The sequence below is a fragment of the Stenotrophomonas sp. 1278 genome, assembly GCF_029892765.1.
In the GTDB taxonomy this organism is placed as follows: Bacteria; Pseudomonadota; Gammaproteobacteria; order Xanthomonadales; family Xanthomonadaceae; genus Stenotrophomonas; species Stenotrophomonas indicatrix.
The window spans coordinates 23945-39300 of the sequence record NZ_JARXWD010000024.1; the positions used below are offsets into that span (position 1 = coordinate 23945).

The window sequence follows — 15356 nt, forward strand, 5'->3', positions numbered from 1 at the left end:
ACGGAGCGGATCAGCGCAGCGCCGATTGCAGGGCCTTGCGGATGACCATGGCCACTTCGTCGCCCTCGTTGAAGGCCTCGCGCGCCATCCGCGCCGCCTCGACGGGCTTGTAGCCCAGCTGCTGCAGGGCCACGGTGGCATCGGACAGCGGATCGGCCGGGGCCGGGCCACTGCCGGTCGGCAGTGCGCCACCGGCACCGAACTGCGCCGCGCGGTCGCGCAGTTCCAGCACCATGCGCTCGGCGGTCTTCTTGCCGATGCCCGGGATGCGGGTCAGCGCGGTGATGTCACCGGCCTGGACCATGCGGGCGAATTCTTCGACGGTGACCCCGGACAGCACGGCCAGCGCGATCTTCGCGCCGATGCCGCTGACCTTCTGCACGTCGCGGAACAGGCGGCGCTCGCCTTCGCGCAGGAAGCCGTACAGCGAGACGCTGTCTTCCTTCTGCGAATAATGGGTGTACAGCGTGACCTCACGGCCCAGCTCGGGCAGGTCGTAGAAGGTGCTCATCGGCGCCTCCAGCTCGTAGCCCACCCCGTTGACGTCCACCACCAGCCACGGCGGCGCCTTGTAGGCGACGATTCCGCGCAGTCGACCGATCATTGCGTGCAGCTCCTCATTTGCGGCCCCACGCCTGGCGGGCAGTCAGCCCCAGGCGGTTGGCCGTTGCCCTTACGTGGGCATGGGTGATGGCCACGGCCAACGCGTCGGCCGCGTCGGCCTGCAGCTTGGTTTTCAGGTTGAGCATGAGCCCGACCATGTGTTGAACCTGTTGCTTTTCGGCGCCGCCACGACCGACCACCGCCAGCTTGATCTCGCTGGCAGCGTATTCGTGCACCGGCAGGTCGCGCAGCACCACCGCCGAAATCGCCGCGCCACGGGCCTGGCCCAGCTTCAGCGCCGAATCGGGGTTGCGCGCCATGAACACCTTTTCGATGGCCACTTCCTGCGGCTGGAACTCCAGGCACAGCTCGGCCAGGCCCAGCACCAGCAGCTTCATGCGCTGCGGAAAGTCATCGGCACCGAGCAGCACCAGCGGCTGGTGATGCACGTGGCTGACCCGGCCGCTGGCATCGACATCGATGATGCCGACCCCGGTCCGTTGCGAACCCGGGTCGATGCCGAGAATGCGGGTCATGCGGCACACGCGCGCAGGCCGCTGATCCGGGAAGGACGCATGCGGCGGTGATGGCTGGAAACGTCTGGGGTCATCATGGTCCGCATTGTCCGCTCACCGGCCGCCAAAGGCGACCGGCGCAGCGTCCGTTCAGGCGTAGGCGTCCGCGCCGAGATCGGCGTTGGAGTACACGTCCTGCACGTCGTCGAGGTCTTCCAGCATGTCCAGCAGCTTCTTGACCTGCAGGACGGTGTCGCCCTCGACCTTGATGTCGTTGTCGGCACGGAAGGTCAGCTCGGCATGATCCGGCGTGCGGCCAGCCGCCTGCATCGCATCCTTGACTGCGTGGAAGCTGTCCGCGGCGGTGAGCACGTCGATCGCGCCATCCTCCGGGTAGACCACGATGTCATCGGCACCGGCCTCGATGGCCGCTTCGGAGATGGCGTCCTCATCGGCGCCGGCGCCGTAGTGCAGCACGCCCACGCGCTTGAACATGAAGCTGACCGAGCCTTCGGTGCCCATGTTGCCGCCGCACTTGCTGAACGCATGGCGGACATCGGCCACGGTGCGCACGCGGTTGTCGGTCAGGCAATCGACGATGACGGCCACGCCACCGGGCGCGTAGCCCTCGTAGCGGATCTCTTCGTACTCGACGCCTTCCAGTTCACCGGTGGCCTTCTTGATGGCGCGCTCGATCACGTCCTTGGACATGTTCGCGGTCAGCGCCTTGTCCACGGCTACACGCAGGCGCGGGTTGTTGTTGGGGTCGCCTCCACCGCCGCGGGCGGCCACGCCGATCTCACGGATGATCTTGGTGAAAATCTTGCCGCGCTTCGCGTCAGACGCGTTCTTGCGGTTCTCGATGGAGGGGCCTCTACCCATGGGTCTTTCCGTACGTGCGTTGATGGATAAGGCCGCGGATTCTACCTGATCGGGCCCGCTGACCGTGTCGAGGACGGATGGATGCCGCTGCGCTCGCCGGGCATGGCCCGGCGCTACCGGGGGTGCACCGCCGTGGTAGCGCCGGGCCATGCCCGGCGAACCGCCTTACGCGGCGGCAGCGTTCCGGCCATGGTCGAACTGGCCATGGCGGAGGAAATGCGCGGTCTGCCGCGCGGCATCGGGCGACACCACCAGGCCGCTGTGGCTGGTGCGCACCACGCAGTGGTCGGCCAGGCCTGGCAGGCGGGTCTCGGCCAGCGCCACGGTACCGTCGGAATCGTCATCCAGCGCCCCGAGCAGGCTGCCCAGCCCATGTGGCACCGAGCCGGCGATCAGGCCGACGGCGGCCTTGCCCTGCCAGTCCGGCAGCCCGTCCAGCAGCAGCTCGCTGCTGCGGCCCAGGGCCAGGCCCCAACCATGTTCGGACAACGAGCGCGCAGTACCACTGCCCCGCAGTGGCGATCCCAGGCAGACCACGCGCTGCACGGGCAGCTGCGGCTGCCGGCGCAGGGCTTCCAGCGCCAGCAGGCCACCCAGGCTGTGCCCGACCAGCGACAGCGGGCCTGCATCTGCCAGCCGCTCCAGCAACTGCGGCACGGCCACATCGGGACCGCCAAATACGGACGAGTAGCCAAAGGTATGGACCTGGAAGCCGCGCGCGCGCAGGCGCCAGGCCAGCGGCCCGACCCAGGCACGGGCATTCCAGATGCCATGCAACAACAGAACGGGGGGAGTCATGTGCAACAGCCTGGCGGTCAGCGGGGCGGAACTACGGTGATTGAACAGAAGCCAGGGGCAAGCGGCGGTGAACGGTTTCAGGCCGGATGCGGCAAACGGCGCAGGATGAACTCAAGATCGTTGGTATCGCCCACCGGGAACAGGTACTCGCCGGCCTTTTCAAAACCATACCGGGCGTAGAAGCGCTGCGCGCCGAAGTTTTCCGACCACACGCCCAGCCACAGCGTGCGCGGGCCGTCGTGCTCCAGCCAGGCCAGCGCGGTTTCCAGCAGGCGGCTGCCCCAGCCGCAGCTCTGCTGCGTCTTGATCAGGTACAGGCGCTTGAGCTCACCGTCACCGGGCTTCACCTCCGGATGCGGCAACCCACAGGGGCCGGCGGCGGCATGGCCGACCGCCTCCCCGTCCAGCTCCAGCAGCCACACCGCGTAATCGGGGTGGGCCAGGATCGTGCGCTGACGCTCGACCGTGTAGGCCTCGTCGATGAAGTCCTGCAGGTCCTGCGGCGGATACAGATGGCCGAAGGTTTCGGTGAACGTGCGTGCGGCCAGCGCCGACAGGGTCGGCGCGTCGTCCACAGTGGCGCGGCGGATCGAATACATGGGTCGAGTTGACGTCAGGACCACGGTTCGGGTCAAGCCCGTTCCGCCGGCTCCTTGTCGTCTTCTTCCTCTTCCTCTTCTTCGTATTCCTCGTCGTCCTCTTCTTCCTCGCCGTCTTCCTCTTCTTCGCCTTCCTCGTCCTCGTCGTACTCTTCCTCTTCGTCGTCTTCGTAATCCTCGACGCCGAAGTCTTCACCGTCCCAGCGGCCTTCGCCGTCGGCGACGAAGGTCAGGGCCATGGCCGACGGGTTGGTACCGACACGGACCAGCCAACCACCGAAGACACGTGCACGCTCGGTGACCAGGTTGGCCTCGGAGCCTTCATTGCCCAGCTTTTCCCACTCCAGCGAAAACGCAAACTCGGTCATTGCCTGGATCTCCTGATCAGTTTTTCTTGGGGCGAACCTGGATGTGCACTTCGGCCAGCTGCTCGTCGACGATCGGCGACGGCGCGTCGGTCATCAGATCCTGCGCACCGGTGGTCTTCGGGAACGGGATGACGTCGCGGATCGACTCGGTGCCGGCCATCAGCGCGGCAATGCGGTCGATGCCGAAGGCGATGCCACCGTGCGGCGGCGCGCCGTAGTTCAGCGCGTCGAGCAGGAAGCCGAACTTGGCGCGGGCTTCTTCGGCACCGATGCCGAGCAGTTCGAACACCGCGCTCTGCATGTCGGGGCGGTGGATACGGATCGAACCGCCGCCGATTTCATTGCCGTTGAGCACCATGTCGTAGCCGCGCGAAACGGCGGTCTTGGCGTGCGCGCGCAGGTCGGCGATGTCGTCCACGGCCGGCGCGGTGAAGGGGTGATGCAGGGCGACGTAGCGCTGCGCTTCCTCGTCCCATTCGAACATCGGGAAGTCGGTGACCCACAGCGGTGCCCAGCCGTCGGCGACCAGACCGAAGTCCTTGCCGGCCTTCAGGCGCAGCGCGCCCATGAAGTCGGACACCTTGTTGTAGCCGCCGGCACCGAAGAACACGATGTCGCCGTTGCCGGCGCCGACATGGGCGACCAGGGTGGCGAAGCCCTCTTCACTGAAGAACTTCTGGATCGGCGAGCTGATTTCACCGTTCTCGCCCACCTTGATGTAGGCCAGGCCCTTCGCACCGTACTTGGCGGCGTGCGCGGCGTACTCGTCGATCTGCTTGCGCGACAGGCTGGCACCACCGGGGATGCGCAGGGCGGCGACGCGGCCATCGGCATCGTTGGCAGCAGCGGTGAACACCGGGAATTCGCTGGTCTTGACCAGCTCGGCCACGTCCACCAGTTCCAGCGCGATGCGCAGGTCAGGCTTGTCCGAACCATAGCGACGCATCGCCTCGGCCCAGGTCATGCGCGGGAAGCTGGCATCCAGTTCGACGTCGACCACTTCCTTGAAGATGGCGCGGATCATGTCTTCGACGAAGTCCTGCACGTCGCGCTCGCGGACGAAGGCGAACTCCATGTCCAGCTGGGTGAATTCCAGCTGGCGGTCGGCACGCAGGGCCTCGTCGCGGAAGCAGCGCGCGATCTGGTAGTAGCGGTCGAAGCCGGCCACCATCAGGATCTGCTTGAACAGCTGCGGGCTCTGCGGCAGGGCATAGAACTCGCCCGGGTGCATGCGCGCCGGCACCAGGAAGTCGCGTGCACCTTCCGGGGTGGCCTTGGTCAGGATCGGCGTTTCGATGTCCTGGAAGCCCTTCTCGTCCAGGTGGCGGCGCAGGGCCTGCACCAGCTTGATGCGGGTGCGCTGCATGCGCTGCATCTCCGGACGGCGCAGGTCCAGGTAGCGGTACTTCAGGCGGGTTTCTTCGCCCGGGTTCTCGTGGGCGTGGAACGGCAGCGGTGCGGCCTTGTTCAGCACGGTGATGGCGGTGGCGATCACTTCCACCTTGCCCGTGCGCAGCTTGTCGTTGACCGCGTGGCGGGCACGTACCACGCCTTCCACCTGCAGCACGTCCTCATAGCCCAGCGAGGCGGCCACGGCGAACACTTCGGCGTTGTCGAGCTCCACCGTCACCTGCACGATGCCTTCATGATCGCGGAGATCGATGAAGCAGACGCCGCCCTGGTTACGGGCCACGTCGGTCCAGCCGGCGAGGGTGACAGTCTGGCCAATCAGGGTCTCATCGACCAGGCCGCAGAAGTGGGTACGCATTGGGGGAAAGCTCCGCTGGAGAACGCCGGCGCCTGATGGGGGCCGGAAAGCCTCTTATTCTGCGGCCGACGCCCCGGCCGGGGCAAATGCGGACGGTCACGCGGGCTTGATCGCCCCCGTCCTTATAGTCGCGCACCTACTCCCGTATGGGGATGTCGCCATGAAACCGCAGTCCCTGGCCAGCCTGGCCGTGATCCTTGGCACCTTTACCGCGCTCGCCCTGCACTCCGCCCCTGCCGCCGCGCAGGACGGGGTGGTCCGCTGCGAGAGCCAGAACAACCGTGAACGCGTCTGCAGCACCGGCTGGCGCGATGCCCGGCTGGTCCGCCAGCTGTCCGGCTCGGCCTGTGTGGAAGGCCGAACCTGGGGCACCCGCAATGGCAGCATCTGGGTCAACAACGGCTGCCGCGCCGAATTCACCCAGGGCCGAGGCGGCTGGGGTGGCGGCAACGGCGGCGGTTGGGGTGGTGGCAACGGCAACGGCAACAGCGGCACCGTGCGCTGCGAAAGCCAGGACAACCGCGAACGCAGCTGCCCGGTGGGCTGGCGCAATGCACGCGTGGTCCGGCAGATCTCCGGCACGCAGTGCGTGGAAGGCCAGAACTGGGGCGTGCGCAACGGCGCGATCTGGGTCAACCGCGGCTGCCGCGCCGAGTTCGCCGAGGCCCGCGGTGGCTGGGGCGGCGGCAATGGTGGGGGCAATGGCGGCGGTTGGGGTGGTGGCAACAGCAACTACACCGTGACCTGCAGCAGCAACAACAACCGCCAGCAGAGCTGCAACTGGGATGAACGCCAGGGCCGGCCTGTGCTGCAGCAGCAGCTGTCCGGCAGCGCCTGCCAGGAAGGCCGGACCTGGGGCTACTCGCGCGGCAATGTGTGGGTCAGCAACGGCTGCCGGGCGCGCTTCGGCACGCGTTGAGGGGTAGCGCCGGGCCATGCCCGGCGAGCGCAGTGGCAGGGTGTCCGCTTGAAAGCCGCCGGGCATGGCCCGGCGCTACCGGGCTGTCCGCGGCAGCATGCCAGGGGGCCGATCAGGGTGCCGGCGCCGCTGCATCACCCCAGGGCGCCGGCGGTAGCGCGACCGGCTTGCTGAGATCGAACTCGACCCGGAAACGGCGCCCTTCCGGGCGCGTCAGCTCATAGACGAAACGCTGGTCCGGCTCGATCTCCATCGCCCAGGTGTTGTGGGTTGAAGCCAGCATGTCGGCACGGCGGAACATCGCCACCGATTCGCCATCTGCGGGGAACTGCTGGCGTCCGGCGGTGCCCGGCGGCTTGCTGTCACCGCCGTACAGGGTGATCGCATCGGGACTGCCATCGGCGTGGCGATGGTCGTGCTTCAGGCGCAGCCCGTGCTCGGTGCGGGTCAACACCCAGGTGCGCGAATGATCATCGCCGACGTGGAACGGGATGCGCAGCTCATGGCCCGGGTCGGCGCAGCCCCGCACGTGCATCACCAGCTTCTGCCCGGCGAAGGGGTCTTTACCGGTAGGGGCCGGCGTGTCTTCCACCACCTTGCCCTCGTACGCCTGGCCACAATGGGCAGCGACCGCGGCCATGAAGGCGTCGGCCGGCGCGGTCGACAGATCGTGGTTGACCGTATGCGATGGCTGCGAGCAGGCGGCGAGGCCGAGCAGGGCGAAGGCGGAAGCAACAGCGGCGATCGGTTTCATGCCCCAACCCTAACGGCCATGGCCGATGCGCGCAAACCGCACTCCCTGGATCCACCTCAGCGCTCGGCTGCAGGGGCGACGGCAACCACGTCCGTCGCCGCCACCGGCGCATCTTCTCCCTGCCCTGCCGGCTCCTGCTCGACCGGATCGACATCGAACGGCGTGCGGAACACCAGCGAAGGCAGCAGCGTGGTCAAGGCCGCATACAGCAGCAGCGCGCCGAACAGCACCGCGGGAATCTGGAAGCGATCGCGCATGATCGCGGCCAGCACCAAGGTGAAGATCAGCGTCGGTGCCAGCGCCAGCGATACGCGCAGGCTGCTGCGGAAGCTCTCGCCGAACATCACGCGGCGCTGCAGCCAGACCACCGCGATGCGCAGCGGCAGCACCACCAGGGTGATGACGATGCCCAGCCCCAGTGCCTCCCAGCTCAGCGCTTCGCTGGGCACCTTGGTGCCGGCGTTGAAGAAGTAGAACGGCACGAAGAACGAGGCGAACAGACGCAGCGCATGCAGGTTTTCGTGCGAGGCCAGCAGCGGCATGCGCTGGTGCAGCAGGCGCGCGACCAGGCCGGCAATGAAGGCGCCGACCAGGTAGTACACGCCCAGCAGGTAGGTGATGTACGCCGCCACCATGCCCACCATCACCAGCAGCGAGAATTCCGAGCCCGGCGCATGCGGCGCGACCCAGCGACCGAGCGCGATGAACAGCAGCGGCAGGCCGATCATCATCGCCAGCAGGGCCAGGCTGGACAGCGCCATGTGCCCGGGGTCGCCAGCCTGCAGCACGATGAACAACGCCGCCAGGGCCAGCAGTTCACCGGCGATGGCCTTGCTGGTGACCCAGAACCGCTCGTCCTCGCTCAGCCCCAGCCGCGACAGCGAATCCATGATGAAACCGGTGGAGGGGGTCAGCAGCGCAAGCGCCAGCAACCCGGCCGCTTGCCATGGCAGGCCGGCGTAACGCCAGGCCAGCCAGCCGACGCCGAACAGGGTCGCACTGCGGATCAGCAGATGCGCCAGCAGCGGCCACATGCCGCGCCGCAGGGCCTGCAGGTCAACTTCCAGGCCGGCGAACAGGAACAGTGAGGAGATGCCCAGCGTGGCCAGCAGCGCGATGACCGCGTCGTGCGCCTGGTCGCCCAGCCAGAGCATGCCGATGATGCCGAACAGCAGGCAGGTCAGCGGCGCCGGCAGGCTGAACCGCTGCAGCGCGCGCGGGATGACCAGCAGCGCGAAGATCAGCAGCAGGTAGACCAGTTCATGGCTCATCGGGGGGACTTCCGTGTGGATCGAACGCGCGCAGGATGCGGGTTCGATCCGGATCGGGCAAGCCGGACACGGCTGAAAGTGTCCTCATCTTTTCGGCAGGGCGCCCTTCAGCGGATCAGCCCATCGGCGATCCGCCCGACCTGCGCAAGCACCGCCGCGCGCTGTTCGAAGCTGATCGTGCCCGCCTGCAGATAGGCGGTCAGGACCCAGGGCGAACCGCCCTGCACCGGCCACAACACGGCGATGTCGTTGCGGGCGTCTTCGCCATTGCTGCCGGTCTTGTCGCCCACCCGCCAGCGCTTGCCCAGGCCCGCACGAAGGCAGGCATCGCCGGTTTCGTTGTCGATCAGCCAGTCGGCCAACTGCTGGCGTGAGGCAGGCCTGAGTGCATTGCCCAGCACCAGACGCTGCAGTGTCGATGCAATGGCCGCCGGCGTAGTGGTGTCGCGGGGATCATCGATGGCGAAGCTGTTCAGTTCCGGCTCCAGGCGATCGCTGCGGGTGATCGTGTCGCCGCTGGCGCGCAGGAACGCGGTGACTGCTGGCGGCCCGCCGATCGCTGCGAACAACAGGTTGGCGGCGGTGTTGTCGCTGGTGATCAACGTGGCCCGGCACAGGTCACGCACGGTCAGGTCCTTGCCGACGTGGCGGCGGGTGACCGGCGCGTGCTCCAGGAGGTCCTGGGTCCGCACCGGCAGGCGCCGGTCCAGCAGTGCCGCATCGCGCTCGGCCTGCTTGAGCACCGTGGCGGCCAGCACGCTCTTGAAGGTGCTGCACAGCGGGAAGCGTTCGTCCTGGCGATGGCCGAGGCGACGACCACCGGCACTGTCGAGCAGGGTTACGCCGAGTCGACCGCTGCACGCCTTTTCCAGTGCCGCGAAGTCGGCGGCGGCGGCGATGGCGGCATTGACCGGTGTGGCGGGCACGGTGGCGGGTGCGGCAGCCCGGGCCAGCAGCGGCAACGCAAGGGTGGAGGCGACTGCGGCACTACTGAACTGCAGGAATCGACGACGGGCAAGCATGCGGAATCCTCGTGGAAGCTGTCCCGATTATTGAAAGGGTGGGCAAAGGCGACCAGCGCGTTTTTTCAGCGTCAGCCATGAGATTAATTCATGCATGACGCATTAAACCCTTTATTTATCCAACGCCCATGGCAAGGCGCTACCATCAGCCATCATCCTGCCTCACACGTCCCTATGCTGCACCCCACCCTTTCGCTGAATGCGTTGCGCGCCTTCGAAGCGGCTGCCCGGCACCAGAACTTCACCCGGGCCGCCCTGGAACTCTGCGTCAGCCAGGCGGCGCTGAGTCACCAGATACGCGGACTGGAGGACCGGCTGGGTATCCGCCTGTTCCACCGCCTGCCCCGCGGCGTGGCGTTGACCGAGGAAGGAGCAGCCCTGTACCCGGTGCTCAATGAATCCTTCGAGCGCATTTCAGCCAGCATCGCCCGCTACACCGGTGGCCCGGCGCGGGAAGTGCTGACGATCGGCGTGGTCGGCACCTTCGCCACCGGCTGGCTGCTGCCGCGGCTGGCCGCGTTCGATGCGGCCCACCCGGATATCGAACTGCGGCTGCAGACCCACAACAACCGCATCGACCTGGCCGGTGAAGGCCTGGACCTGGCGATCCGTTTCGGCGATGGCGACTGGCAGGGACAGGCCTGCACGGCGATCCTGGACGCGCCGTTCGCACCGTTGTGCGCGCCGGCACTGGCGCGGCGGCTGAAGCATCCGCGCGACCTGGCGGCCTTGCCGCTGCTGCGTTCGTACCGCAGCGACGAATGGCCACGCTGGCTGCAGATGGCCGGGGCCAACGGCGTGGAAGCACGCGGACCGGTGTTCGATTCGTCCTTGACGCTGGCGGTAGCTGCGGCCGGTGGCGCAGGCGTTGCCCTGCTGCCGTTGCGCATGTTCGAAGCGGACCTGGCCGAGGGCCGGCTGCTGCAGCCGTTTGCCACCACGCTGGAACTGGGTCGCTACTGGCTGACCCGTCTGCGCTCGCGTGCCGAACGGGAACCGGCCAAGCGGTTCCGCGAATGGCTGCAGGCACAGGGATGAAACACGCGCGCCGCGGGTAGCGCCGGGCCATGCCCGGCGCGCGCAGCGGTTGGAAGAAGCCGCCGGGCATGGCCCGGCGCTACCGATGGAATCAGGACTCCAGCAGTTCCATCCAGGCCGCTTCGGCCTTTTCCAGCTGTGCGGCGGCGGCTTCGCGGTCGCGGCCGAGCACGGCCATGCGCGTGGCATCGGCATAGTTGCTCGAGTCGGCAAGCTGCCGGTCCAGTTCGGCCAGCACACCTTCCAGCTCGGCGACCTTGGCTTCGGCGCTGGCCAGCTTGTGCGGGTTGACCGGCTTCTTCTGCACCACCTGCGCGACCGGTGCGGTCGTGACCACCACCGGTTCCTCCACCTGCTCCATGCGTGCCTTGGTGCCCTGCGCCTGCGGGCGCGTGCGCAGCCAGGCGGCGTAGGCATCGAGGTCACCATCGAAGGGTTCGACCACGCCGTCGGCCACACGCCAGAAGGTGTCACAGACCAGGCCGATCAGGTGGCGGTCATGCGAAACCATCACGATCGCGCCGTCGAAATCGGCCAGTGCTTCGGCCAGGGCTTCGCGCATTTCCAGGTCAAGGTGGTTGGTCGGTTCGTCCAGCAACAGCACGTTCGGCTGCTGCCAGGCGATCAATGCCAGCGCCAGGCGTGCACGCTCGCCACCGGAGAAACCATCCACCGGTTCAAAGGCACGGTCGCCCGGGAAATTCCACTTGCCGAGGAAATCGCGGAACGACTGGTTCGGTGCATCCGGGGCCAGGTCGCGGAAGTGCTCCATCGGCGACTGGCCTTCATGCAGCGACTCGACCGTGTGCTGGGCGAAGTAGCCGATGCGCAGGTCCGGGTGCGCGGCGCGCTCGCCGGCAATCGGTGCCAGTTCGCCCACCAGGGTCTTCACCAGGGTGGTCTTGCCGGCGCCGTTGGGGCCCAGCAGGCCGATGCGCTGGCCCGCTTCCAGGCCGAAGCCCACGTTGCGCAGGATCACCGAATCGCTGCCGTAGCCGGCCTCGACGTGGTTCAGGCGGATCAGCGAGAACGGCAGCTTGGCCGGCGGTGCGAACTCGATGCGGAATTCGCGCTCGGCGCGCACCGCCTCGGTGCCGGCCAGCTTGGCCAGGCGCTTCATCCGGCTCTGTGCCTGTGCGGCCTTGCTGGCCTGGGCCTTGAAGCGGTCGATGAAGCTCTGCAGGTGGGCGCGCTCGGCCTGTTCCTTCTCATGCGCGATCTGCTGCTGGCGCAGCTGCTCGGCACGCTGGCGCTCGAAGTCGGTGTAACCGCCCGGGTAAAGCTTGGCGCCACCACCGTGCAGGTGCAGGGTGTGGGTGGCCACGTTGTCGAGGAACTCGCGGTCATGCGAGATCAGCAGCAGGGTGCCCGGGTACTTCAGCAGCCACTGTTCCAGCCAGTACACCGCGTCCAGATCCAGGTGGTTGGTCGGTTCGTCGAGCAGCAGCAGGTCGCTGGGCATCATCAGCGCGCGGGCCAGGTTCAGGCGCACGCGCCAGCCGCCGGAGAACGAGGACACCGCGCGGTGGTGCGTTTCGGCCGGGAAGCCCAGGCCATGCAGCAGCTTGCCGGCACGTGCTTCGGCGTCGTAGGCGTTCAGCTCGGCCATGCGCGTATGCGCCTCGGCCACCGCTTCCCAGTCTTCGCGGGCGGTGGCGTCGGCTTCGGCAGCCAGCACCGCAGCCACTTCGATGTCACCGCCCAGCACGAAGCTCAGCGCCGGGTCCGGCAGGGACGGGGTTTCCTGGGCAACGCTGGCGATGCGGATCTTGCCCGGCAGGTCGACGTCACCCTTGTCGGCCTCCAGTTCGCCCTTCACCGCCGCGAACAGGCTGGACTTGCCAGCACCGTTGCGGCCGACCACGCCTACCCGGTAACCGGCATGCAGGGTCAGGTCGACATTGGACAACAGCAGCCGCTCGCCGCGGCGCAAGGCGAAATTACGAAGCGAAATCATGGGGGGAGGCGTCCATATAACCGAATGGAATGTGCTGGTAAGCACTGTTCCTGCGACGCAATTCTAACGTTAACGAATACTTGACGCGCCCCGGGATGCGCGACGGCCGACGTTCCTCTCTCCCACGTCCTGTCCGCGCGCCTCCCGGGCCCCTCCCCCGTCATTGCCTGTCGCAGCTAAATGGTTGCTGCTGCAACGTTTTTTCTGATGACCAGCATTTGACAGGCACTGAATATCCCGTTAATTCCTGTATTGCGCACCGCAACAACCGTCGTCCGCCTCACCCCCGTGATGTCGATTCCGGTGCCATCCCGCCAACCGGAGCCCCCTCCCGATGACCCGCAAGACCAGCCTGATCGCCGCCGCCGTCGCTGTCGCACTCGGTGGTTCTCCGTTCGTTGCCGCCGCCCAGCAGGCCGGCACCGCCGCCAACACCCTGGATACGGTGATCGTCACCGGCACCCGCGTGGCCGACCGCACGGTCGCCGAATCGCAGTCGCCGATCGACATCATCACCCCCGAGATCCTGCAGTCCACCGGTACCGGTGAGCTGGCCACCGCGCTGTCGCGCGCGCTGCCGTCGCTGAACTTCCCGCGCCCCGCGCTGACCGACGGCACCAGCGGTGTGCGCCCGGCACAGCTGCGCGGCCTGTCCCCGGACCAGGTGCTGGTACTGGTCAACGGCAAGCGCCGCCACACCTCGGCGATGATCAACGTCAACGGCAGCATCGGCCGCGGTTCGTCGGCGGTGGACATCAACGCGATTCCGATCGCCGCCATCGAGCGCGTCGAGGTGCTGCGCGACGGCGCCTCGGCGCAGTACGGTTCGGATGCCATCGCCGGCGTCATCAACATCGTGCTGAAGGGCAGCGGCAGCGGTGGCAGCCTGGCCGTCGATTACGGCCAGTACTCGGCCGGCGACGGCAACAAGTACCAGCTGTCCGGCGATACCGGCGTGGAATTCGGCAACGGCCGTGGCCGCGTGCACGTGGCCGGCCAGATCAGCCAGCAGGACGAGAGCGACCGCGCCGGCCCCTATCGCGGCACCACGCCGAACACCGTCAACTACCCGTCCGTGGGCCAGACCACCTTCATCGTCGGCGACCCGCGCGTGGACGCCACTGCGGCGTCGGCCAATGCCAGCTTTGATTTCAGCGACCACGTGACCGGCTATGCGAGCGCGCTGCTCAGCAACCGCGACATCACCTCGTTCGCGTTCTACCGTTCGCGCAACCACAACGGACAGACCGCGCTGCTGGCGCAGACCTACCCCGACGGCTTCGTGCCGGAGATCAACCAGTACTCCAAGGACCGCTCGCTGGTGGCCGGGGTCAAAGGCAACACCGACAACGGCTGGACCTGGGACCTGAGCCTGAACCACGGCGAGAACACCCTGGATTTCCACACCCGCAACAGCATCAACTACAGCCTGGGCGCGACCAGCCCGCGTTCGTTCTACGACGGCACGCTGAAGTACCAGCAGGACATCTTCAACGCCGACCTGACCAAGTCGCTGGACTGGGGCCTGGCCTATCCGGTCACGCTGTCCTTTGGCGGTGAGTACCGCCGCGAGAAGTGGGACCAGAACCCGGGCGAGCTGAATTCCTACACCGGCACCGGTGCGCAGGGCTTCGGCGGCTTCACCCCGACCAACGAAGTGCACACCGACCGCCACAACTACGCGGTCTATGCGGGCCTGGAAGCGGACCTGAGCGAGAAGTTCTCCGCCGGTGTCACTGGTCGTTACGAGGATTACTCGGACTTCGGCGACCGCTTCTCCGGCAAGCTGTCGGCGCGCTATGCCTTCACCGACAAGGTGGCGCTGCGTGCCACCGCCTCCAGCGGTTTCCGCGCACCGTCGCTGGCCCAGCAGGGCTACCAGGCGGTGACCAGCCAGTTCCTCAACGGCGTGTTCGTTGAACGCGGCACCTTCCCGACCACCAGCCCGGCCGCACAGGCTTTGGGCGCGTCGCCGCTGAAGGCCGAGACCTCCACCTCCTACAGCCTGGGCCTGGTGCTGCAGCCGGTGGATCGCCTGTACATCACCGTCGACGCGTACCAGATCGACATTGACGACCGCATCGCGTTGTCGTCCAGCATCAGCACCAATGCCGCCAGCAGCGCGCTGCTGACCACGCTCGGCCTGCCGCAGGTGACTGCGTTCTCGTACTTCACCAACGGCCTGGACACCCGCACCCGCGGCGTCGACTTCGTGTCCAGCTACACCGTGCCGTTCAGCGCCAGCAGCCTGGAACTGACCGCGGCCTACAGCTACAACGACACCGAAGTGCAGCGCGTGGGTGGCACGCCGGCGGTGTTCGGCACACTGGGCCTGACCCAGTCGCTGATCGGCCGCGATGAGATCGGCCGCATCGAGGACAGTTATCCGCGTGACAAGACGATCCTGAGTGGCACCTGGCGTTCGGATCACTGGGAACTGGGCCTGGCGGCGACCCGCTACGGCGAGTTCACGGTGCGCAACTCGGCCACCGCCGCGCGCGACCAGACCTACGGCGACAAGTGGGTGCTGGATGCCTCGGCCAGCTACAAGCCGAGTGCGAACTGGACGCTGACGGTGGGCGCCGACAACCTGCTGGACGAGTACCCGGATCGCACCGAGGACCTGCAGAACTCGACCTTCGGCATGCTGCCGTACAGCAACTACTCGCCGTTCGGCTTCAATGGCGCGTATGTGTACGGGCGGATCAAGTACAACTGGTAAGCGGTAACGGGCGTGCCGGGCCCTGCCCGGCGGGTTCATCCGGGGTCAGATCCCTTTTCCTGCAGGAAAAGGGATCTGACCCTATTTGCTCTAAAGGTTTGCCGCATTTGGCTCATTAGGTGAAAATCGGGGCATCCCCC

14 protein-coding genes are annotated in these 15356 nt (G+C 67.2%); 3 read left to right on the forward strand and 11 right to left on the reverse strand.

Annotation, left to right across the window (positions count from 1 at the left end):
* Positions 1-10: 10 nt before the first annotated feature.
* The 7 genes from ruvA to aspS form a co-directional block, all read right to left on the reverse strand.
* Positions 11-604 carry a Holliday junction branch migration protein RuvA gene (gene ruvA, locus M2299_RS17005; protein WP_099785159.1) on the reverse strand — a complete coding sequence of 198 codons (594 nt, stop codon included), beginning with the start codon at positions 602-604 and terminating at the stop codon, positions 11-13.
* 13 nt (positions 605-617) lie between these two features.
* The gene (gene ruvC / locus M2299_RS17010) at positions 618-1139 is read right to left on the reverse strand and encodes a crossover junction endodeoxyribonuclease RuvC (protein ID WP_025874677.1); all 522 of its coding nucleotides are present in this window, start codon (positions 1137-1139) and stop codon (positions 618-620) included.
* A gap of 129 nt (positions 1140-1268) precedes the next feature.
* Positions 1269-2000 (reverse strand): YebC/PmpR family DNA-binding transcriptional regulator, encoded by a 732-nt coding sequence (locus tag M2299_RS17015; protein ID WP_032975140.1) that lies wholly within the window; start codon positions 1998-2000, stop codon positions 1269-1271.
* Between the two features lie 165 nt (positions 2001-2165).
* Entirely contained in the window at positions 2166-2798 is a 633-nt protein-coding gene (locus M2299_RS17020) for an alpha/beta fold hydrolase (protein ID WP_280884725.1), read from the reverse strand.
* Positions 2799-2875: 77 nt separating this feature from the next.
* Positions 2876-3397, reverse strand: a complete 522-nt coding sequence (locus M2299_RS17025) for a GNAT family N-acetyltransferase (protein ID WP_099843426.1) — start codon at positions 3395-3397, stop codon at positions 2876-2878.
* A 32-nt stretch (positions 3398-3429) separates the two neighbouring features.
* On the reverse strand, positions 3430-3765 hold the full coding sequence (locus tag M2299_RS17030) for a hypothetical protein (protein ID WP_025874681.1): 336 nt from the start codon (positions 3763-3765) through the stop codon (positions 3430-3432).
* Between the two features lie 16 nt (positions 3766-3781).
* Positions 3782-5533 (reverse strand): aspartate--tRNA ligase, encoded by a 1752-nt coding sequence (gene aspS, locus M2299_RS17035; protein WP_280884726.1) that lies wholly within the window; start codon positions 5531-5533, stop codon positions 3782-3784.
* 160 nt (positions 5534-5693) lie between these two features.
* Here aspS and M2299_RS17040 point away from each other — a divergent pair, with 160 nt between their 5' ends.
* Positions 5694-6452: a DUF3011 domain-containing protein gene (locus tag M2299_RS17040; protein WP_280884727.1), complete on the forward strand. Its 759-nt coding sequence runs from the start codon at positions 5694-5696 to the stop codon at positions 6450-6452.
* 112 nt (positions 6453-6564) lie between these two features.
* Here M2299_RS17040 and M2299_RS17045 read toward each other — a convergent pair whose 3' ends face one another.
* The 3 genes from M2299_RS17045 to blaL2 form a co-directional block, all read right to left on the reverse strand.
* A complete protein-coding gene (locus tag M2299_RS17045) occupies positions 6565-7206 on the reverse strand; it encodes a hypothetical protein (protein ID WP_099843428.1) in 642 nt (213 codons plus the stop codon).
* 56 nt (positions 7207-7262) lie between these two features.
* Complete coding sequence (locus M2299_RS17050; protein WP_099843430.1) at positions 7263-8477, reverse strand: cation:proton antiporter; 1215 nt, start codon at positions 8475-8477, stop codon at positions 7263-7265.
* A 107-nt stretch (positions 8478-8584) separates the two neighbouring features.
* On the reverse strand, positions 8585-9499 hold the full coding sequence (gene blaL2 / locus M2299_RS17055; RefSeq protein WP_099785165.1) for a L2 family extended-spectrum class A beta-lactamase: 915 nt from the start codon (positions 9497-9499) through the stop codon (positions 8585-8587).
* A 174-nt stretch (positions 9500-9673) separates the two neighbouring features.
* Here blaL2 and ampR point away from each other — a divergent pair, with 174 nt between their 5' ends.
* Positions 9674-10537 (forward strand): LysR family transcriptional regulator AmpR, encoded by an 864-nt coding sequence (ampR, locus tag M2299_RS17060; protein ID WP_025874688.1) that lies wholly within the window; start codon positions 9674-9676, stop codon positions 10535-10537.
* A 91-nt stretch (positions 10538-10628) separates the two neighbouring features.
* On the opposite strand, the gene M2299_RS17065 is transcribed toward ampR, so the two are convergent.
* Positions 10629-12494, reverse strand: coding sequence for an ABC-F family ATP-binding cassette domain-containing protein (locus M2299_RS17065; protein WP_280884728.1), 1866 nt, complete (start codon positions 12492-12494; stop codon positions 10629-10631).
* A 334-nt stretch (positions 12495-12828) separates the two neighbouring features.
* Between M2299_RS17065 and M2299_RS17070 the strand changes: the two genes are divergently transcribed.
* On the forward strand, positions 12829-15216 hold the full coding sequence (locus M2299_RS17070) for a TonB-dependent receptor (RefSeq protein WP_025874690.1): 2388 nt from the start codon (positions 12829-12831) through the stop codon (positions 15214-15216).
* The last annotated feature ends 140 nt before the right edge of the window (positions 15217-15356 follow it).